The organism is Pseudomonas sp. 910_21, assembly GCF_052850735.1.
In genome coordinates this window covers 352,468-369,600 of record NZ_VXCY01000001.1, presented here as the reverse complement: position 1 = coordinate 369,600, position 17,133 = coordinate 352,468, and the positions used below count along the sequence as shown (strand labels likewise).

Sequence of the window (17,133 nt, the reverse complement as noted above, 5' to 3'; positions counted from 1 at the left end):
CGATCAACGCAAGGAGCCACAGCATGTCCGGATGGTATGAGTTGAAGAAAAGCAGCAACGGTCAGTTTCGTTTCGTGCTCAAGGCGGCCAACGCCGAGACCATTCTCACCAGCGAGCAATACACCACTCGCGCCGCCGCGGAGAACGGCATTGCCTCGGTGCAGACCAACAGTCCCCTGGAGGAGCGCTACGAGCGCAAGAGCGCCAAGGACGGCAAACCCTATTTCACGCTGAAGGCGGCCAATCACCAGATCATCGGCAGCAGTGAAACCTATTCATCGGAGGCGGCCCGGGACAAGGGCATCGCCAGCGTCAAGGCCAACGGTCCGAGCCACAACATCAAGGACCTGACTGGCGTTTAAACCCGGTTCGGCAAAGCCCCGGCCGCTTGGCCTGATCAGGGGCAAGGCCGCATGGCTGCGCCGCCATCTGCCCGGCTGAAACTCGTCGCCCGCGATGGCGGCGAGCTTTGGTTCGAGCTCCTGGCGGACGCCAGCCGCTTGGCGACTGAATTCTGGCGAAATGCCATCACTTGCATTATCCTCCGCGCCCGTCACCGGGCGGTCGGCATGCCTGGCGCACTGGTTGACGTTATCGATCATTGTCCAAGGGATTTGCGACCTCATGATTCGCCCTCTCGTATTACTCGCCGCGCTGCTGGCGCTGAGCGGTTGCTACAGCTTGTCTTCCACGAAAATCGCCGAGAGCATGCGCCCCGATTCGCAGTCGGGGGTGGCCTATGTGGTGGGCGTGGTCGGCATCTGGCCGAAGGCGGTGCACACCGCCAACGAACAGATGCTGCTGATTCGCCCACGGGGCGGTGAGGGGTTCGCCTCGGCGCGCTTGTACAACCAGGTCTACGGTCGCACCCCGCGCGATGTGCGCGAGACCTGGCACGGTATCGGCAGCCTGTTCGTGATGCCGCTCAAACCCGGGCGCTACGAGATCTACAACCTGCACTTCGACCGCGGCAACGCCACTTCCTGGAGCCGCGAAGACTTCTCCATCCCCTTGGAACTGGAAGCCGGCAAGGCCTATTACGTCGGTGATTTCCGCGCCGGCTGCCTGTCGGCGGCGGGGGCCAAGTGCGTGTTTCTGCACAGTGACCACCTGGAGCGCGACGCCGCTCTGGTGCGCGCCAAGTACCCGCAGGTGCCGAGCCTGCAACGGGTCGATCTGCAGAAGATGGAAGACGTCACGTCGCTGATCGTCAAGGAGCAGGGGCCCAAGGCGTCAATGCTCAAGGCCATGCTGTCGGGGGATCTGTAATGCGCAGTGGTTGGTGGTTGTTGATGGTGTTGATGCTGGGGCTTGGCGGTTGCCAGACCAGCCATAGTCTCAAGCCGGCCGAGGTGGATTATCAGCAGAGGTTGCCGGCCATCAGCGTCAGTGTGATCGGGCCCATTCCCGGCGGCCTGATCCGTGACGAACTGCGTCGTCGCGGCACCTTCGAGCAGGTGCAGTCGGGGTTCAGTGCCGATGGTTACAACGTGATCGTGATGGCGAACAGTGATTACTTTGGCTGGCAGAACATTCCCATGGGGCTGCTCAGCGCGATGACCTTTTTTATCGTGCCGGCCCGGGCCACCTGGGACAGTCAGGTGATGTTCCATGTCAGCCGTGGTGACCAGCCGCTGGCCAAGTATCGGGTCAGTAATCAGACCCGGTCCTGGCGCGGCTGGGCCAATCTCGATGGCGGCCAATACCAGCATGTGCAGCGCATCACCGACGACTTCATCGCGCAGATGCTGCAGGACCCGCTGTTCAAGGCCAAGGCCCCGGTGGCGCTGAACAGCCACTGAGCGACCGTTGAACGTGGCCCATGCCAAAGCCCGGACGGTGTCAGCCGTCCGGGCTTTTTTGTCAGGGATTCAACCCAGGGTATGCAGCAGCGTCTGCAACTGTTGGCGACCGCCCGCGTTCAGGGCAAACACCGGCCGGCGTGGCTCGCCGGCGTTCAGTCCGGCCAGTTCCAGTCCGGCCTTGACCGTGGCCGGCAAGCCGCCCTTGAGGATGAAGTCCAGCAGCGGCAACTGACGGTAGAACAGTTCCCGGGCCCGTTGCAGGTCATGGTTCAGCACGGCCTGGTACAGATCGAGATTGAGCTGGGGGATCAGGTTCGCCGCCGCCGTGCACCAGCCGCGGGCACCGGCAGCGAAGGCTTCCAGGGCCAGGGGGTTGCAGCCGTTGTAGAACGGCACCTGGCCTTCGCCCAGCAGTTGCAGCTTGTGCATGCGCTGGATATCGCCGGTGCTTTCCTTGACCAGGGTGACGTTCTCCACGGCGTGGAAAATCTTCAGGATCAGCTCCACCGACATGTCGGTGCCGCTGGTGGCCGGGTTGTTGTAGAGCATGATCGGCACGCCGATGCTGGCGCCTATGGCCTGGTAGTGGGCGAGGATCTCGGCTTCGCTGAGCTTCCAGTAGGAGGCCGGCAGTACCATCACCACGTCGGCGCCCTGGGCTTCGGCAAAACGCGCGCGGCGGATGGCCTTGGCGGTGGTCAGGTCGGAAACGCTGACGATGGTCGGCACGCGTTTGGCCACGTGGCGGATGCTGAACTCGGCGACCTGATCCCATTCCGCATCGCTGAGGTAGGCACCTTCGCCGGTGCTGCCCAGGGGGGCGATGGCGTGGACGCCGGCGTCGATCATGCGGTCGATGGAGTGCCCGAGGGCGTCCAGGTCCAGGCCCTCGCCGTGGGGGCCGAAGGGGGTGACGGTGTAGCCGATGATGCCGTGGATATCGGGTGTAGACATGGTGCAACTCCTAGCAAGGCATAAGGGTGTGGATCAGTTCAGGCAGTCGGCGTGTTTTTTCAGGTTTTGCCGAGCGTAGTAGTTGAAGGCGGCGCCATGGCGCTTGGGCTTGGAGATCCAGTCGTGGGCTTCACGACCCAGCTCAGGGAGGATCGGCTTGATGGTGCCGGCGGCCATGGCCAGCAGTTGCAGCTTGGCTGCGCGCTCGATCAGTTGGGCGATGACACAGGCTTCCTCGATGCTGGCCCCGGTGGACAGCTGACCGTGGTGGGAAAGCAGGATCGCGCGCTTGTCTCCCAGGGCTGCGGAGATGATTTCGCCTTCTTCGTTGCCCACTGGCACCCCGGGCCAGGGTTCGAGAAAGGCACAGTCCTCATACAGCGGGCAGAGGTCCATGTGCGATACCTCGAGGGGCACTTCCAGCATCGACAGCGCGGCAACGTGGGTCGGATGGGTGTGGATGATGCAGTTCACGTCCGGGCGGGCGCGGTACACCCAGCTGTGGAAGCGGTTGGCCGGGTTGGGCATGCCGTGGCCTTCCAGGACTTCCAGGTCTTCGTTGACCAGCAGCAGGTTGCTGGCGCTGATTTCATCGAAACCCAGGCCCAATTGCTGGGTGTAGTAGGTGCCTGGCTGCGGACCGCGGGCGGTGATCTGCCCGGCGAGGCCCGAGTCGTGACCGTTCTCGAACAGAATGCGGCAGGTCAGGGCCAGCTTTTGCCGGTCGGTCCACGTATTATCCGCCAGTGTATTTTGCATCTGGGTCAGGGCTTGCTTGATCAGTTGGTCCTTGGGCAATGCTAATGTCTTGGCCATATCGGGGTCCTTGGTGAGGGTGCAATGGACGTCGGGTCTGCACTTCACCTGCTACTTGCAAGGTCGTTGGGTGAATGCTGATGACACTAAAGAGGCTATATGACACTTTGTGTCATTGGCAAGCGCCAATCGTTGTTTTCTAGATGGATTAATCGCTTCACATGTCTATCCGTTTGAAATTATTGAGAAAAAAACTTGGCGTGACCCTGGAGGCCCTGGCTGAAAAATCCGGGATGACCAAGAGCTACCTGTCGAAAGTCGAGCGCGGGTTGAACACGCCGTCGATTGCAGCCGCCTTGAAGCTGGCCAAGGCGCTGAACGTCAAGGTCGAGGAGCTGTTCGCCGAGGACAGCATCAGCCTGGACAGCTACAGCCTGGTGCGCAGCGACGAGCGCCAGTCATTGGCAGCCAACGGGCAGACGCCGGGATATGCGGTGCTGGCCCATCAGGTCAGTGAACGCAATCTGCTGCCGTTCATCATCTACCCGGCCAAAGAGTTCAGTGACAAGACCTTCAAGGAACACCTGGGGGAGGAGTTCCTGTTTGTTCATGAAGGCCAGGTGGAAGTGGACTTCATGAACGAGCGGGTGATTCTCAACCGTGGCGACGCGCTGCACTTCAATGCCCAAAAGCCCCATCGCATCCGCTCCCTGGGGGACGAGCAGGCGCAGTTGCTGGTGGTGGTGCACAGCAGCGAGGACTGAGGGCGCTCATCCGCCAGGAGCCAGCCGGGCGGTGGAGCCTTGTGTTGCTTCTGCGGCCGCCTTCGCTGGCAAGCCAGTTCCTTGCGCCAGTCGTGAGATCTGCGGGGCTGATCAGCGTTCTACGGGGACTGACAGCGCCGGGTTGCCCAGGGCGTGGGTCTTGGAATCGAAGAAGCGCAGGCTCAGTTCCAGGCCCTCGAACAGCTTGGCGTAGTGGCGCTTCTGGTGCTGGATGAAGGCTGCGCTGCGTGGGTAGATGGAGATGGCCAGGGTCTTGGTGGCCGACTGGCGGATCGCCTGCACCAGATGCTGGTCCTGGGGGCCGAGGTTGTGGCCGAAGATGCACAGGGCGCCGCTGTGGTCCAGCAGCTGCTGGTAGCAGAACGACAGGTAGTCCGAGCTGCGGATGGTCTTGAGCTTGTCCGCCAGGGGCCCTTCGCTGACAAACAGCGGCACGTCGTCCAGGGTCTTGAGGGTGTTGTTGATGGCGAAGCTGCCCAGCAGGGTGCCTTCGGTGGAGCTCAGCTTGCGTGCGCTGCCGTCCAGGTTGCGCACCAGGTGCAGGCCGCCGTGGAGGTAGAGCAAGCGGGTAGCGGTGCTGGAGGTGGTGCCCAGTGCGAAGGCCGGATCGGCGCCGTGGAACAGGTCGTCGATGCCTTGGCTGTCATGCTGTACCGCCCAGTAGTTGAGCAGGTCGTAGTTGCTGGTGAACACCGTGGGATAGCGTCGCAACTCCTGGTTGATCGCCGCCAGGCTTTGCGGCTGCACCAGGCGCCAGGGGATGTGCACCGCATGCACGGTGTTGATCAGGGCTTCCTTGATGGCGTAGTAGCGGTTGCGCGGCGCCGCCGAGCTGACCGCCAGGGCCTTGTTGACCCGGCTGGTGGTTTTCAGGGCGCCCAATACCTGTTCGAAGCTGCGGGTCTGCAGGGCTTCGAAGACGCTGAGCTCGGACTGGCTCAGGGGCTTTTCTTCCACTGTGCGAGCGTTTTCGAACAGCGAGTCGTAGGCAAAATCCTCCCACACGGCACGGCTGGCACCGTTGCCGATCAGCAGGCCACTGAACGGCGTGCTGGTGACCAGGGCGTTCCAGTCTTCAAGTTTGGCGTCAAATTCCTGGAAATCCGTCATCGCGGTCATTGGTCTCAAGGCAGAAGGTAATCAGGGCGCCGACTTTATCACGACCGACCCTTGAGCCAGATCAAGATCGCCCGTGACCGATGAGTCGATCCTGTCGGGCAGACATGAATCGACACCCGCATTGGGCATTCGCCTGGAGACCTCCTCATGAGCAGCACCTTCTTTATCCCAGCCGTCAACATCATGGGCATCGATTGCCTGGACGAGGCCATGAGCGCCATTCGCAATTATGGGTTTCGCAAGGCGCTGATCGTCACCGACGTCGGGCTGGCCAAGGCCGGGGTGGCGGGCATGATCGCCGAGAAGCTGGCCATGCAGGACATCGACTCGGTGATCTTCGATGGCGCCAAGCCCAATCCGAGCATCGCCAACGTCGAGCAGGGGCTGGCGCAGTTGCAGCAGTCCCAGTGCGATTTCGTGATTTCCCTGGGGGGCGGCTCGCCCCATGACTGCGCCAAGGGCATTGCCCTGTGCGCCACCAACGGCGGGCATATTCGCGATTACGAAGGCGTCGATCAGTCGAGCAAGCCGCAACTGCCGCTGATTGCCATCAACACCACCGCCGGCACCGCCAGCGAGATGACCCGTTTCTGCATCATCACCGACGAGTCGCGCCACGTGAAAATGGCCATTGTCGACCGCAACGTTACGCCCCTGCTGTCGGTCAACGATCCGGCGCTGATGGTGGCGATGCCCAAGGGCCTGACCGCCGCCACCGGCATGGACGCCTTGACCCACGCAGTGGAGGCTTATGTGTCCACCGCCGCCAACCCGATCACCGACGCCTGTGCGTTGAAAGCCATCAGCATGATCAGCGCGAACTTGCGCCAGGCGGTGCACGACGGCAGCGATTTGCTGGCCCGGGAGAACATGGCCTATGCGCAGTTCCTCGCCGGCATGGCCTTCAACAACGCTTCCCTGGGCTTCGTGCATGCCATGGCCCACCAACTGGGCGGTTTCTATGATCTGCCCCATGGAGTGTGCAACGCGGTACTGCTGCCCCATGTGCAGAGCTTCAACGCCAGTGTCTGTGCCGAGCGCCTGACCGATGTGGCCCACGCCCTGGGCGCGGACATTCGTGGCTTCAGCCCGGAGGAGGGTGCCCAGGCTGCAATTGCGGCGATTCGTGTTTTGGCTCGGGATGTGGAAATTCCTGCCGGGCTGCGCGAGCTGGGTGCCAAGTTGCAGGACATTCCGGTGCTGGCGGCCAATGCCCTGAAAGACGCCTGTGGCCTGACCAACCCGCGTCCGGCGGAGCAGCGGCAGATCGAAGAGATTTTCCGTAGCGCGTTTTGAGGAACGAGTAAGTCCGTTTCGCTGGCAAGCCAGCTCCTACAAGTGAAGCGTTCACCAACGTGCCAGGGGCTGCCGGCGGGTATGGAAAATTCGCAGAATCTGGAGCCGGTCCCCGCGCACCCGGTAGGGAATCAGGTAAGGCCAGCCGGATATCACCCACCCCCGGGTGCCGGGTAGCCGGCCTGAGGATCGGCCTGAGCAATATGGCGGCCTTATTCCCGGACCCGTGCTCCCAGCGTTGAAAGCGTCGGCGGGGCAGAGGATAGTGCGACCTGAAACCGCGCTGTATCCGCCTGTCACAAGGAGTCGTGAATGTTCCGTCGCTCTTCTCTGATCCCGCTTCTGGGCAGCCTCGCGCTGCTGGCCGGCACCACATCCGTAGCGGCCCAGTGCCTGCCGCCGCCACGCAACGCCGAGGTTCCGGGCTTTTCCTTGTGCAAGGACTGGCCGGCCTTTGACGACCAGAGCATCAGCCTGCTGTCAGAACAGGTCCCGGACCCCAGCGACACCGGCGACGGGGACGGCACTTACAATCTGCAACTGGCAGTGCTGGAGCGCAACAGCGGCAAGCCCCTGGCCAGTTACAGACAGCCTGTGGCTTTCGTCTCCGACGCCTTCCGCCTGGAAAGCGTGACGCTCGACACCGGGCGCTTCCAACTGGCGCCAGAAGTGCGGGCCTTTGGGGTTCGAGCGGCGTTCGAGGGCTCCTCCCGGGTCAACCCCTTCAATCAGATCTGGCTCAGTCTCTACGTGCGCGAAGGCAGCACCCTGCGCCCGGTGCTGGAGAAGTTCCTGGCCCGCTCCTACAACGGCGAGTGGGATGGCCAGTGCACCGGCGAGGGCACTGAAACCACTCGCACCCTGGATATCGCCAAGACCCGCAGCCATGGCTATGCCGACCTGATCGTGCGTTCGGTCAGCGTCAGTACCCGGAGCGAAAAAGTGGGGGAGGAGTGCCAGTCCAAGTCCGTGACCGCCAAGCCGGTGCTCATCACGCTGCATTACGATGGCCAGCGTTACGTCCTGCCCAATGGTTACAGCGGTATCTGAAGGAGTTTTGATGAAGTGGCTTGAACCATGGGGTCTGGGCCTGGTGCTCTGTGCCTGGTTGGGGGGTGTCACGGCGGCGCAGGCGCACTGTGACAACACGACGGATATCCCCGGAGAGCTCTATGTCTGCAAGCCCTGGCCCGCGGAGCCGGAACTGAGCATCAGTGCCCGGGCGACGCCCATGCCCGGGAGCCAGGCTGGCGACGTCAGCAGCTACAGCCTGGACGTATCGCTGCAGGACATCGACTCCGGTTGGACCCTGGCCAGCAACTACAAGGATTCCGCTCTGTTCTCCGATGCCGTGGCCCTGCAAGGGCTGCAGATCGACACCGGGCGCTACCGCTTGAACGAAGAGCAGCGGGCCTTTGGCCTGCGGGTTCTCTATCACCACAGCTCCAGTGCCATGCCCTACGAGAAAAGCGTGCTGACGTTGTATCGACGTGAAGACAAGGAGGTCCTGCCGCTGCTGGAAGGATTGGTGGTGGATGAAAGCACCGGCGAGTTTGGTTGGGGCAGCGAATGCGTGGGCCGCTCCCGGACCCTGCACCGGACCCTGGAAGTCGGCAGCGGCCAGCGCAACGGTTACGCCGATCTGATCGTGCGTACCCGTGAAGTCAGTACCGAGCATTTCAAGGGCCGCGACGGCTGTGAAAGCCGTGACCTGGCGCCCAGGAACACGCTGGCGACCCTGCACTATGACGGCCGGCGCTACGTGTTGAGCAAAGCCCTGAAAGGACAGTAATCGATGCTCACCGGCCTCAATCACCTGACCCTGGCGGTCAGCGACTTGCCCCGCAGCCTGGCCTTCTATCACTCGCAGTTGCAACTGCGTCTGGAGACTCATGTCGGTGATTTGGCTTCGCGATTACGGGCCTGTCGCGAACATCCTTACGCTGGGATGCGCTTTTACCCCGCCGACTGAGGCGCCGCTAGCGGAAGCAGCTGACGAAAGCCGCTGGTGGCAAGGTGCCTTGATCGTGCAGAATCCGGCAGATTCATTCTGTGCCTGGCGTTTCCGTGAGGTGCATCCGTTCTGGAGTCTTGTTGATGACCTCATCGCTGTTACTGGCCGTTATCGCCTCGGGTTTCATTTACGCGATCACCCCCGGACCAGGAGTCCTGGCGGTCTTCGGTATTGGCGCCTCCCGTGGTCGGCAGGCCGGCGCCGGGTTTCTCTGCGGGCACCTGCTGGGCGATGTGGTCTGGTGCAGTACGGCGCTGATCGCCATTGTCGGCGCCCGGGAAATCGGCAGCGACGCCTTCAATATCCTCGGGGTGCTCAGCGGTCTGTACCTGTTCTGGCTGGGGCTGCGGGCTATTCGCAGTCGTGGTAGCAATGGCGATGAACCTCAGGGCGCTGCGCGCAATCCGTTCTGGCACGGGATCATCTTCGGCCTGACCAATCCCAAGGCCTATCCGGTGGCGGTGGCGACGTTCACCGCGCTGCTGTCCAGCCGTGCGGAGCTGCTCAGCTGGTCAATGCTTCCCGGCCTGATTGCCCTGAGCTTCCTTGGCGGCCTCGGCGCTTACGCTATTCTCATCGGCGTGGTCGGTGCGCGTCAGGTACGCAGTTGGTATCAGCGTCACGAGCTGGCGATCACCCGGGTCTGCGGGGTGATGTTCATCGGTTTTGCGATCAATGCCCTGTTGCATGCGGTGCCGGGGTTGATCGGTAACAAGGCATAACGTACCGCGCGGGTTGCGACGGTGCGCAGTCGGTGGCGATCCCACCTGACCGGGCTCAAGGGATGGGTACTCAGTGCATTTTTCATGGGTAGTAGCTTTCTCTGATGGCAACCAACAATTCCGCGCCTCTGGCGAGCTTTATCGATCTGCTTCTGGACGCTGTGTGCGCAGTGGATATCGATGGGCACTTCGTGTTTGTCAGTGCCGCCTGCGAGCGGGTCTTCGGCTACACCGCCGATGAACTGATCGGCCGGCCGATGATCGAGCTGGTGCACCCGGCCGATCGTGAGCGCACCTTGCAGGCCGCCCGGGAAATCATGGGGGGCGTGCCCAAACCGAATTTCGAGAACCGTTACCTGCGCAAGGACGGGCGGGTGGCACACATCCTCTGGTCGGCGCGCTGGTCGGAAGTGGACCAGTTGCGCATCGCCGTGGCTCGGGACATTACCGAGCGTAAACAAGCCGAATCGAAACAGGCGGCGTTGTATGCCATTTCCGAAGCGGCCCATGCCACCGAGGACCTGCTGGTGCTGTTCAAGCATGTGCATCGGATCATCGGCGAGTGGCTGCCGGCGCTCAATTTCGTTCTGGCGCTGTACGACGAGCGCAGCGATAGCCTGAACTTTCCCTACCACGTCGATGATTGCGAAAGCAGCCCGGAGCAGCCCGGGACCTTGATCGGGCGTTTCTGCACGCAAGTGCTGCGGCACGGCCAGTCCTTGCTGCTGGCACCGGAGTGTCCGTTGAGCCGGGATTTGTGGAACGAGTTCGCCGTCGCTCAAGGTCCTCGCTGCTGGCTGGGCGTACCACTGAATTCGCAGAAGGGCACCATCGGTGTGCTCATGGTCAAAAGTGCACCCGGCGCACAAGGCTACGGTGATGCAGAGCTGGAATTGCTGCAGTACGTCAGTGCCCAGCTCGCCGCTGCCATCGAACGCGCGCAATTGCATGCGCGCCTGCATTACATGGCCGAGTACGATCAACTGACCCATCTGCCTAACCGCGAGCTGCTGCGCGAGCGCTTGCGTTCAGCCCTGGCTCGGGCCCGGCGCGAGTCGGGACGCATGGCCTTGCTGTATGTCGACCTGGACAAGTTCAAGGAGGTCAACGACACCTGCGGGCATGCTGTGGGCGACATGCTGCTGCAAGCAGTGGCCAATCGCCTCAAGGGCTGCGTGCGGGAAACCGACACCGTGGCGCGCATGGGCGGCGATGAGTTCGTGGTGCTGCTCGAGAGCGTGCAGCACAGTGACGATGCCCAGCATGTAGCCGAGAAGATTCGCCGCGCGCTAAACGAGCCCCTGCGCCTGGATGGCCATTCCCTGCGTATCCTGCCGAGTATCGGCATTGGCCTGTACCCCGAACATGGCCTGGAAGAAAAGCAGCTGTTCAAGCACGCCGATGAGGCGATGTACGCGGTCAAGCGCGAGCGCAAAAGCCGCTCCAGCGCCTGAAGTCATGGCCAGGGGCAGGGCTCTGGTCCAGGCCTGAAAGAGTCGCCGTTCGTCGTACCGGCGGCGATTGTTGTAAACCTTTGTGGCTCCGGGTTTTCCCAATGCAGGCGGGTGCTGTGGCTCCCGCCGTATTGATTTGCAAGAGGAGACTCCCCGCATGAACCCCATGGCCACAATCCTCGGTCGTGCCGGCCTGGCCTTGTTGCTCGGCCTCGGCGCCAGCAACGCCCTGGCCCAGTCCCCCGCGGCCTTTATCGACGACGCTTCGGCCAAGGGCATGGCCGATATCGAAGCCAGTCGCCTGGCGCATCAGCAAACCTCGTCCCGGGCGGTCAAGGAATACACCATTCAGGTGATCAACGATCGCACCACCGCCAATCAGCACCTGGCAAAAATCGCCAGGCAACTGGACCTGCCGGTGGCCCCCCGAGAGCAGGTAGTGGACCAGGCCAAGCGCCTGATGCCACAGGTGCCCGAGGGTGCGGATTTCGACCGCGCCTATGCCGCGAGCCAGATCAAGGCCACTGAAGCGGCGATCCGGCAGATCCAGCAACAGGCGCAAGCCAGTGAAGTGCCGGAGCTCAAGGCCTTCGCCGAGGAAACCTTGCCCAAGCTGGAGAACCACCTGCAAATGGCCAAGGCCATCCAGGCCGGACGCCCCGGCGATCGCCTGGATGGTTGAGTGGTGATCAACCAACGCTGTCTGCTTACACCTCAGAACATTCCTTCGCACAATAAAACAGGATTGTGCTGGAGCCGCCGGGCCTGTGGGCTTAACGTGGCTCGGATCAGGCGACGCATGGCGCGCCGCGAGGCTCAAGGAGGTAGCAGATGGCGCAGGTACCCAGCGCGTCGATCATCGATCTGTATCATCAGGCGGAAGACTATTTCTTCGTTTCCATCTCCCAGTTCTATCGGCGCTTCGGCTCCGATCTCAGTGCCTATTGCACTGGGGTCGAAGCCAGCAGCCTGAATCTGTTGATGATGACGGACCAGGCTGGCGACAACAGCGAGCAACTGGCCGAGGGCGTGGCGTTCCTGCAGCGCACCGGCATGCCGTTCTGTGTGGTGATCCCTCAGGCGCAGGTGTCGCGGGTCAGTCTGCAGTTGCAACAGCAGAACCTGATGCCCGCGGACAAGACCACTTGCATGGTGCTGGATCTGGCGACCTATGAAGCGCAGGAGGTACTGGTGCCACTGGCGGATGTGCGTTGCACCGATGAGCATCTGGACGATTGGGGGCTACCGGTGGAGAGTGCGTTCGAGCCCAATGGTGGGGGCATCGAGCAGTACCTGGAACGGCATCGGGCGGCGTTGCAGGCCGGCAGGGCGCTGCGCCATTTCACTCTGTATGTCGACCAGCGTCCGGTGAGCGCCCTGACGCTGTCCCTGGGGCCGGGGGTGGCGCGGCTGGATGATATCGGCACTTTGCAGGAGTGCCAGGGGCGGGGCTATGCCACGGCGCTGATTCACTCGGTGCTGCGCCTGATCCAGGCCCAGGGCGCGAAAATCTGTGTGCTCGAAGCCTCCCTCGACGGCCTGTCGATCTACCGCAAGGTCGGCTTCACGGGCTTGTTCGACTACTGCACCTTCTGCCAGGAGTAAGTCCTGGCTAAGTCGTGGCGTTGAGCCGGAACTGCCGTGGACTGAGTCCGGTCAGGGACTTGAATTGCCGGCTGAAGGCGCTGTGGTCGGTGTAGCCGCATTGCAATGCCACCTCGGTGATGGGCTCCTGGGTCAGCAGCAGCCGTGAGGCGTGTTCCAGGCGTGCCTTGTGGATCATCTGCCGGGGCGTGAGGTGGAAGATGCGCTTGCAGTAGCGCTCCAGCTGCGCCGTGGACAGGTTGGCGATGCGGGTCAGGTCCTGCAGGCGGATGGCTTCGCTGTAGTGCTCGCGGATATGCCGGTCCACGGCCGCCAAACGCTCGTAGGCCGGATGGGTGTCACGGGCTGCCTGCAGGTCCAGGGAGATGCCGGCCATGCCGATGATCTGTCCGTCGCGTCCATACAGCGGCAGTTTGTGGGTCAGGCACCAGCCGGGTTCACGGCTGCCGTACAGGTGCAATTCCAGTTGGCCCTTGATGGTGATGCCCTGGCGCAGCACGCGCTGGTCCTGCTCGGTGTAGACCGGGCCGAGCACCGCCGGAAAGACTTCTGCGGAGGTCTTGCCGAGCAATGGCCGGATGTTCTTGAAGCCGCAGCGCTGGGCCAGGGTCAGGTTGGCGATCAGGTACCGGGCCTGCAGGTCCTTGATGAAGAACACCGCGCTGGGAATGCAGTCCAGCAGGGGCGTGATCGGAGCCATGCTGGCCAGCAGGCTGTTGATGTCCCCGAGGGATTGGGCGGCGATGGCCCTGGGCAAGTGGTGGAGCTGTGCGCTATCGATCATCGTCGGCCTCTCTCTAGGGGGCTTGGGGGATGGATCTGTGTCGATAAAGCCAGGGGGTACAAAAGGGCTGTGCAAGCTGGCCGGGTATTCCCGGCCAGGGTGGGTTCAGGGGCTCAGTCTGCGGCGTCGTGGCAGGTCTCGTCGAGCATCAGGGTGGCGACCCGGGCCGGGACCAGCGGCGTTCGCGGGGCCACTATGGGCCAGTTGAACAGGCGCTGGGCAGCGCTGGCGCAGACCCGGCCCTGGCAGGCCCCCATGCCGCATCGGCTGTGCAACTTGGCGCTGGGCCAATCGGCTGCCGCCGCCACCGCAGCGTAGGGCACATCTTCGCAACGGCACAGCAGCGTCTCGGGGCGGGCCAGTTCGAGGATCTGCGGTTGCAGCTCGAAGTGACGCTGCAACTGCCTGGCAAAGGCCTGCCAGTGTTGGCGCTGGCGGATCAAGCTGGCCGCTCGGACGCTCTGGCCGCTGGCGACGCAGCCGGCAATCTCGCCTTCGATCAGGGCCAGTTCGCTGCCACCGATGCCGGTGCATTCACCGGCGGCAAGGACCTGGGGCAGGCTGCTGCGCTGCTGGTGGTCGACCACGATGGCGCCGTGTTCCAGGTGACAGCCCAGATGGCTGGCCAGACGGGTATTGGGCACCAGGCCGAAGCCGCAGGCCAGGTAGTCGCAGGGGATTTCTTCGCTGCGTCGACCCTGGCGGATGCGCACCCCTTGCAGGTGCCGGTCCCCCAGGGCTTCCACCACATGGGCGTTGCAACGGTAGGCCGGGGTAGCCAGCTTCAGGGCCTGGGCCAGCTTGCTTGGCCAGCGCCACAGCTGGCCGGCGAAACCCAGCACGGAGGCTGCGGGGGTCTGTTCCAGCACCCGCACCACGCGGGCGCCGGCCTGGCGCGCGGTGGCGGCGCTGGCCAGCAGCAAGGGGCCGCTGCCGGCGATCACCAGGGTTTTTCCATTCACTTGCAGGCCATTCTTCAGCAGCGCCTGCAGGCCTCCGGCGCCGGTGACCCCGGGCAGGGTCCAGCCGGGAAAGGGCAGCAGCAATTCCTGGGCGCCGCAGCACAGGATCAGGTGTTCAAAGTCCACCTGCCAGGCCTGCTGTGCATCCTCCAGCAACAGGCGTTGCGGGCCCAGGGCGGCGATGATGCGGGTGGCGCTGAGGTAGCGCAGCGCCGGGTGCTGCAGGACCTTGAAACGCTCGGCCTGGAGGGCTGTGGGCGGGTGCCCGGGGCCATTGCGCCAGATCTGTCCGCCGGGCCGCGGGTTGTCATCGACCATCAGGATCGAGGTCGCGCTGTGGCTGGCGGCCTGGGCGGCGGCGAGCCCCGCCGGGCCGCTGCCGACTATGACTATCTGGCAGTGCAGGCGTTGGGCGCTCATTGGCTGCGCTCCACTTGCATGCCATCCCGGCACAGGGTCTGGCAGGCCAGTTGACGGCGACCGTCGATGGTCATTCGACATTCCTGGCACATGCCCATGCCACAGAACGGCGCTCGTGGAGCACCGCTGCAGGCGGTGCGGGTATAGGGCATGCCGCTGTTGGCCACGGCGGCGGCCACCGTGAGGCCGGAGCGGATCTCCAGCGCTTGCTGATCCAGGTAGATGATCACGGGCGTTCTCCTGTCAGGGTGGCGAAGCGTCCGGGCCGATAGGGGCGGGGGTCGATCGCCGGGCATTCGCAGAGCATCAGGTCCACCAGCAGCCGCGCGCTGCCGGGGGCGGTTGTCACGCCCAGGCCTTCATGGCCGACGGCCAGCCACAGGCCCGGCTGTTGCGGGTGTTCACCCAGGATCGGCAGGCCGTCCGGAGTGGCGGCGCGAAAGCCGGTCCAGGCGCGGATACCGTTGAGCGTTGCCAGCTCCGGCAGGTATTCCACTGCCCGTTGCAGCATGGGCGCCAGTACGGCCGGTTCGACTTGAGGATCGAGGGTGTCGAACTGCCGGGACGAGCCGATCAGCAACTGGCCGGTTGGACGCGGCTGGACGTTGAAGGCCACCGAGGTACCGTCACTGGCATGGGCGCTGGCGGCGTAGCCCAGTTCTACCAGTTGATGCTGGACCTGTTGCGGGTAGCGGTCGGTGATCAGCAGGTGGCCCTTCTTTGGCCGCAGGGGCAGGGCCGGCAGCAGTTCCCGGGCGGCGAGACCGTTGGCCAGCAGCACCCGGGGCGCGCGCAGGACCCGGCCGTCGTCCAGCTCCAGCTGATCGCCGGCAACCCGGCGCACGTGGCCGTACTGGCGCTGGATCAGTGGATGGCTGCTGAGCATCCAGTGGGCGGTGGCCGGGGCATAGAGAATGCCGTCCCCGGGGATCTTCAGGGCGCCTCCCAGGCCCTGGCGCAGCATCGGCTCCAGCGCCGCCAGTTGCCGGCCGTCGAGCAGTTGGCCGGTGACGCCGTGGTCTGCCAGGGTCTGCTGCTTGGCGCGCGCCAGGTCCATTTCCTCGCGGTCGGCGGCCAGCCACAGGGTGCCGCAGTTGCGATAGGCACAGGCCTCGGGCAGACGTTCCCGCAGTTGCCGCCACAGGCCGATGGAGTAATGACTCAGGGCCAGCTCCGCCGGGTTGTCGTCCATGGCCACCAGATGCCCCATACCGGCCCCGGTGGCGCCGCCACGGGCGTCGTCCAGCACCTGCACCCGCAGGCCGCGGCCGGCCAGTTCATGGGCGCAGGCGGCACCGATGATGCCGGCGCCGACCACGATCACGTCGGCCTCGCCCTGGGAACTCACGAGCCGATGCCCCAGGCGAACGGGTCGCTGTCATCGAGCAGCAGGGTCGCTTCGGCGCTGATGTGGGCGCTACCACGCAGGGTGGGAATGATCCGCTCGCCGGCCTGCTCGTAGTGGGCGCTGAACTGGCTGCCGATGACGCTGGCCTGGCGCCAGGTCTGGCCCGGAGCGAGCTTGCCGTCCGCGGCCAGACAGGCCAGCTTGGCGCTGGTGCCGGTGCCGCAGGGGGAGCGGTCGTAGGCCTTGCCGGGACAGAGCACGAAGTTGCGGCTGTCGGCCTGTGGGTCGTCGGCGAACAGTTCGATGTGGTCGATGACCCCGCCCTCGGCCCCGGTCACCCCGGCGGCTTCCAGGGCCTCGCGCACGCGCCAGGTGTATTGGGTCAGGGCTTCGACATTGTCGAGGGCAATGTCCTGGCCGTGATCGCTGATCAGGAAGAACCAGTTGCCGCCCCAGGCGATGTCGCCATGCACCGTGCCGTGCCCCGGCACTTGCAGCGCCACCTGGGTGCGGTAGCGATAGGCGGGGACATTGCGCACGCTCACTGACAGGTCGTCATGCAAGGTGGCCTCCACCGTGCCCACCGGGGTTTCGATGCGGTGCACGCCGTAGTCGATGCGGCCCAGGTGGTACAGCGAGCGCACCAGGCCGATGGTGCCGTGGCCGCACATGCCCAGGTAGCCGCTGTTGTTGAAAAAGATCACGCCGGCACAGGCATCCCCGGCCTGCGGTTCGCAGAGCAGGGCCCCCACCAGCACGTCGCTGCCCCGGGGTTCGAGGACGCAGGCGCGGCGCCAGTGATCGTGCTGACTGCGCAGGGTCTGGAGGCGCTCGGCCATGGAGCCACGGCCCAGCTCGGGAAAGCCGTCGATCACCAGGCGAGTGGGTTCACCCCCGGTGTGTGAGTCGATCACGGTTATTTTTTTCATGGCGGCACCTGACGGGAAAGAGCTACAGAGTGGCCTTGGCGGGGGCGGCGTTGCTTGTGGGTTTTCGCTGTTGCAGATGACGAAATCGGCACAGTCACGCCATGGCTCCTGTGGCGCTGGAGCCACAGTGGGGCGAGGGGCGAGTGTGCCGATTTCGTCTCTTGCAGGGACGAAAAGCCT

20 protein-coding genes and 1 pseudogene are annotated in these 17,133 nt (G+C 64.0%); 12 read left to right on the top strand and 9 right to left on the bottom strand.

The window, feature by feature from the left end:
- Positions 1–23: 23 nt before the first annotated feature.
- The 3 genes from FW796_RS01670 (at position 24) to FW796_RS01660 (ending at position 1,802) form a co-directional block, all read left to right on the top strand.
- Complete coding sequence (locus FW796_RS01670) at positions 24–362, top strand: YegP family protein (RefSeq protein WP_404938534.1); 339 nt, start codon at positions 24–26, stop codon at positions 360–362.
- Between the two features lie 262 nt (positions 363–624).
- The gene (locus FW796_RS01665; RefSeq protein ID WP_346634949.1) at positions 625–1,269 is read left to right on the top strand and encodes a hypothetical protein; all 645 of its coding nucleotides are present in this window, start codon (positions 625–627) and stop codon (positions 1,267–1,269) included.
- Positions 1,269–1,802, top strand: coding sequence for a hypothetical protein (locus tag FW796_RS01660; RefSeq protein WP_446438940.1), 534 nt, complete (start codon positions 1,269–1,271; stop codon positions 1,800–1,802). Before FW796_RS01665 ends, FW796_RS01660 begins: the two co-directional genes overlap by 1 nt.
- A 69-nt stretch (positions 1,803–1,871) precedes the next feature.
- Here FW796_RS01660 and FW796_RS01655 read toward each other — a convergent pair whose 3' ends face one another.
- Together FW796_RS01655 and FW796_RS01650 are read right to left on the bottom strand one after the other, a co-directional pair.
- Positions 1,872–2,759 carry a dihydrodipicolinate synthase family protein gene (locus FW796_RS01655; RefSeq protein WP_346634947.1) on the bottom strand — a complete coding sequence of 296 codons (888 nt, stop codon included), beginning with the start codon at positions 2,757–2,759 and terminating at the stop codon, positions 1,872–1,874.
- 33 nt (positions 2,760–2,792) lie between these two features.
- Complete coding sequence (locus tag FW796_RS01650) at positions 2,793–3,575, bottom strand: aldolase (protein ID WP_346634946.1); 783 nt, start codon at positions 3,573–3,575, stop codon at positions 2,793–2,795.
- Between the two features lie 161 nt (positions 3,576–3,736).
- On the opposite strand from FW796_RS01650, the gene FW796_RS01645 reads away from it, so the two are divergent.
- The gene (locus tag FW796_RS01645; protein ID WP_123726337.1) at positions 3,737–4,279 is read left to right on the top strand and encodes a helix-turn-helix domain-containing protein; all 543 of its coding nucleotides are present in this window, start codon (positions 3,737–3,739) and stop codon (positions 4,277–4,279) included.
- A gap of 111 nt (positions 4,280–4,390) precedes the next feature.
- Here FW796_RS01645 and FW796_RS01640 read toward each other — a convergent pair whose 3' ends face one another.
- Positions 4,391–5,410, bottom strand: a complete 1,020-nt coding sequence (locus FW796_RS01640) for a DUF4917 family protein (protein WP_404939931.1) — start codon at positions 5,408–5,410, stop codon at positions 4,391–4,393.
- A gap of 156 nt (positions 5,411–5,566) precedes the next feature.
- On the opposite strand from FW796_RS01640, the gene yiaY reads away from it, so the two are divergent.
- Complete coding sequence (yiaY, locus tag FW796_RS01635; protein WP_346634945.1) at positions 5,567–6,715, top strand: L-threonine dehydrogenase; 1,149 nt, start codon at positions 5,567–5,569, stop codon at positions 6,713–6,715.
- 51 nt (positions 6,716–6,766) lie between these two features.
- Here the strand turns inward: yiaY and FW796_RS01630 are convergent.
- Positions 6,767–6,898: pseudogene (locus FW796_RS01630) on the bottom strand (type II toxin-antitoxin system RelE/ParE family toxin); the annotation flags it as partial.
- Between the two features lie 129 nt (positions 6,899–7,027).
- Here FW796_RS01630 and FW796_RS01625 point away from each other — a divergent pair.
- From FW796_RS01625 to FW796_RS01595, 7 genes are all read left to right on the top strand, one after another.
- Positions 7,028–7,765: a hypothetical protein gene (locus FW796_RS01625; protein WP_346634944.1), complete on the top strand. Its 738-nt coding sequence runs from the start codon at positions 7,028–7,030 to the stop codon at positions 7,763–7,765.
- Between the two features lie 10 nt (positions 7,766–7,775).
- Positions 7,776–8,507, top strand: coding sequence for a hypothetical protein (locus tag FW796_RS01620; protein ID WP_446438939.1), 732 nt, complete (start codon positions 7,776–7,778; stop codon positions 8,505–8,507).
- A 3-nt stretch (positions 8,508–8,510) separates the two neighbouring features.
- Positions 8,511–8,687, top strand: a complete 177-nt coding sequence (locus FW796_RS01615) for a VOC family protein (RefSeq protein ID WP_346634942.1) — start codon at positions 8,511–8,513, stop codon at positions 8,685–8,687.
- A gap of 125 nt (positions 8,688–8,812) precedes the next feature.
- Complete coding sequence (locus tag FW796_RS01610) at positions 8,813–9,451, top strand: LysE family translocator (protein ID WP_346634941.1); 639 nt, start codon at positions 8,813–8,815, stop codon at positions 9,449–9,451.
- Between the two features lie 104 nt (positions 9,452–9,555).
- Positions 9,556–10,905, top strand: a complete 1,350-nt coding sequence (locus FW796_RS01605; protein ID WP_446438938.1) for a diguanylate cyclase domain-containing protein — start codon at positions 9,556–9,558, stop codon at positions 10,903–10,905.
- A gap of 157 nt (positions 10,906–11,062) precedes the next feature.
- Positions 11,063–11,587, top strand: a complete 525-nt coding sequence (locus FW796_RS01600) for a DUF4142 domain-containing protein (protein ID WP_446438937.1) — start codon at positions 11,063–11,065, stop codon at positions 11,585–11,587.
- A gap of 149 nt (positions 11,588–11,736) precedes the next feature.
- Positions 11,737–12,510, top strand: coding sequence for a GNAT family N-acetyltransferase (locus FW796_RS01595; protein WP_346634938.1), 774 nt, complete (start codon positions 11,737–11,739; stop codon positions 12,508–12,510).
- A gap of 7 nt (positions 12,511–12,517) precedes the next feature.
- Here the strand turns inward: FW796_RS01595 and FW796_RS01590 are convergent, their stop codons facing one another.
- The 5 genes from FW796_RS01590 to FW796_RS01570 all read right to left on the bottom strand — a co-directional run bounded on the left by FW796_RS01590 (position 12,518) and on the right by FW796_RS01570 (position 16,953).
- Positions 12,518–13,294 (bottom strand): AraC family transcriptional regulator, encoded by a 777-nt coding sequence (locus FW796_RS01590; RefSeq protein ID WP_346634937.1) that lies wholly within the window; start codon positions 13,292–13,294, stop codon positions 12,518–12,520.
- Positions 13,295–13,407: 113 nt separating this feature from the next.
- Positions 13,408–14,676, bottom strand: a complete 1,269-nt coding sequence (locus FW796_RS01585; RefSeq protein ID WP_446438936.1) for an FAD-dependent oxidoreductase — start codon at positions 14,674–14,676, stop codon at positions 13,408–13,410.
- The gene (locus FW796_RS01580; RefSeq protein ID WP_346634935.1) at positions 14,673–14,906 is read right to left on the bottom strand and encodes a (2Fe-2S)-binding protein; all 234 of its coding nucleotides are present in this window, start codon (positions 14,904–14,906) and stop codon (positions 14,673–14,675) included. Before FW796_RS01580 ends, FW796_RS01585 begins: the two co-directional genes overlap by 4 nt.
- Positions 14,903–16,024: an NAD(P)/FAD-dependent oxidoreductase gene (locus tag FW796_RS01575; RefSeq protein WP_446438935.1), complete on the bottom strand. Its 1,122-nt coding sequence runs from the start codon at positions 16,022–16,024 to the stop codon at positions 14,903–14,905. The genes FW796_RS01580 and FW796_RS01575 overlap by 4 nt, the downstream gene beginning before the upstream one ends.
- A complete protein-coding gene (locus tag FW796_RS01570) occupies positions 16,021–16,953 on the bottom strand; it encodes a 4-hydroxyproline epimerase (protein WP_346634933.1) in 933 nt (310 codons plus the stop codon). Before FW796_RS01570 ends, FW796_RS01575 begins: the two co-directional genes overlap by 4 nt.
- Between the last annotated feature and the right edge of the window lie 180 nt (positions 16,954–17,133).

Coding starts and splice junctions, on each gene's coding strand:
- FW796_RS01600 (WP_446438937.1), top strand. CDS start 11,063: ATGAACCCCATGGCCACAATCCTCGGTCGTGCCGGCCTGGCCTTGTTG.
- FW796_RS01590 (WP_346634937.1), bottom strand. CDS start 13,294: ATGATCGATAGCGCACAGCTCCACCACTTGCCCAGGGCCATCGCCGCC.
- FW796_RS01570 (WP_346634933.1), bottom strand. CDS start 16,953: ATGAAAAAAATAACCGTGATCGACTCACACACCGGGGGTGAACCCACT.
- FW796_RS01595 (WP_346634938.1), top strand. CDS start 11,737: ATGGCGCAGGTACCCAGCGCGTCGATCATCGATCTGTATCATCAGGCG.
- FW796_RS01670 (WP_404938534.1), top strand. CDS start 24: ATGTCCGGATGGTATGAGTTGAAGAAAAGCAGCAACGGTCAGTTTCGT.
- FW796_RS01605 (WP_446438938.1), top strand. CDS start 9,556: ATGGCAACCAACAATTCCGCGCCTCTGGCGAGCTTTATCGATCTGCTT.
- FW796_RS01610 (WP_346634941.1), top strand. CDS start 8,813: ATGACCTCATCGCTGTTACTGGCCGTTATCGCCTCGGGTTTCATTTAC.
- FW796_RS01650 (WP_346634946.1), bottom strand. CDS start 3,575: ATGGCCAAGACATTAGCATTGCCCAAGGACCAACTGATCAAGCAAGCC.
- yiaY (WP_346634945.1), top strand. CDS start 5,567: ATGAGCAGCACCTTCTTTATCCCAGCCGTCAACATCATGGGCATCGAT.
- FW796_RS01640 (WP_404939931.1), bottom strand. CDS start 5,410: ATGACGGATTTCCAGGAATTTGACGCCAAACTTGAAGACTGGAACGCC.
- FW796_RS01625 (WP_346634944.1), top strand. CDS start 7,028: ATGTTCCGTCGCTCTTCTCTGATCCCGCTTCTGGGCAGCCTCGCGCTG.
- FW796_RS01655 (WP_346634947.1), bottom strand. CDS start 2,759: ATGTCTACACCCGATATCCACGGCATCATCGGCTACACCGTCACCCCC.
- FW796_RS01660 (WP_446438940.1), top strand. CDS start 1,269: ATGCGCAGTGGTTGGTGGTTGTTGATGGTGTTGATGCTGGGGCTTGGC.
- FW796_RS01615 (WP_346634942.1), top strand. CDS start 8,511: ATGCTCACCGGCCTCAATCACCTGACCCTGGCGGTCAGCGACTTGCCC.
- FW796_RS01620 (WP_446438939.1), top strand. CDS start 7,776: ATGAAGTGGCTTGAACCATGGGGTCTGGGCCTGGTGCTCTGTGCCTGG.
- FW796_RS01585 (WP_446438936.1), bottom strand. CDS start 14,676: ATGAGCGCCCAACGCCTGCACTGCCAGATAGTCATAGTCGGCAGCGGC.
- FW796_RS01645 (WP_123726337.1), top strand. CDS start 3,737: ATGTCTATCCGTTTGAAATTATTGAGAAAAAAACTTGGCGTGACCCTG.
- FW796_RS01665 (WP_346634949.1), top strand. CDS start 625: ATGATTCGCCCTCTCGTATTACTCGCCGCGCTGCTGGCGCTGAGCGGT.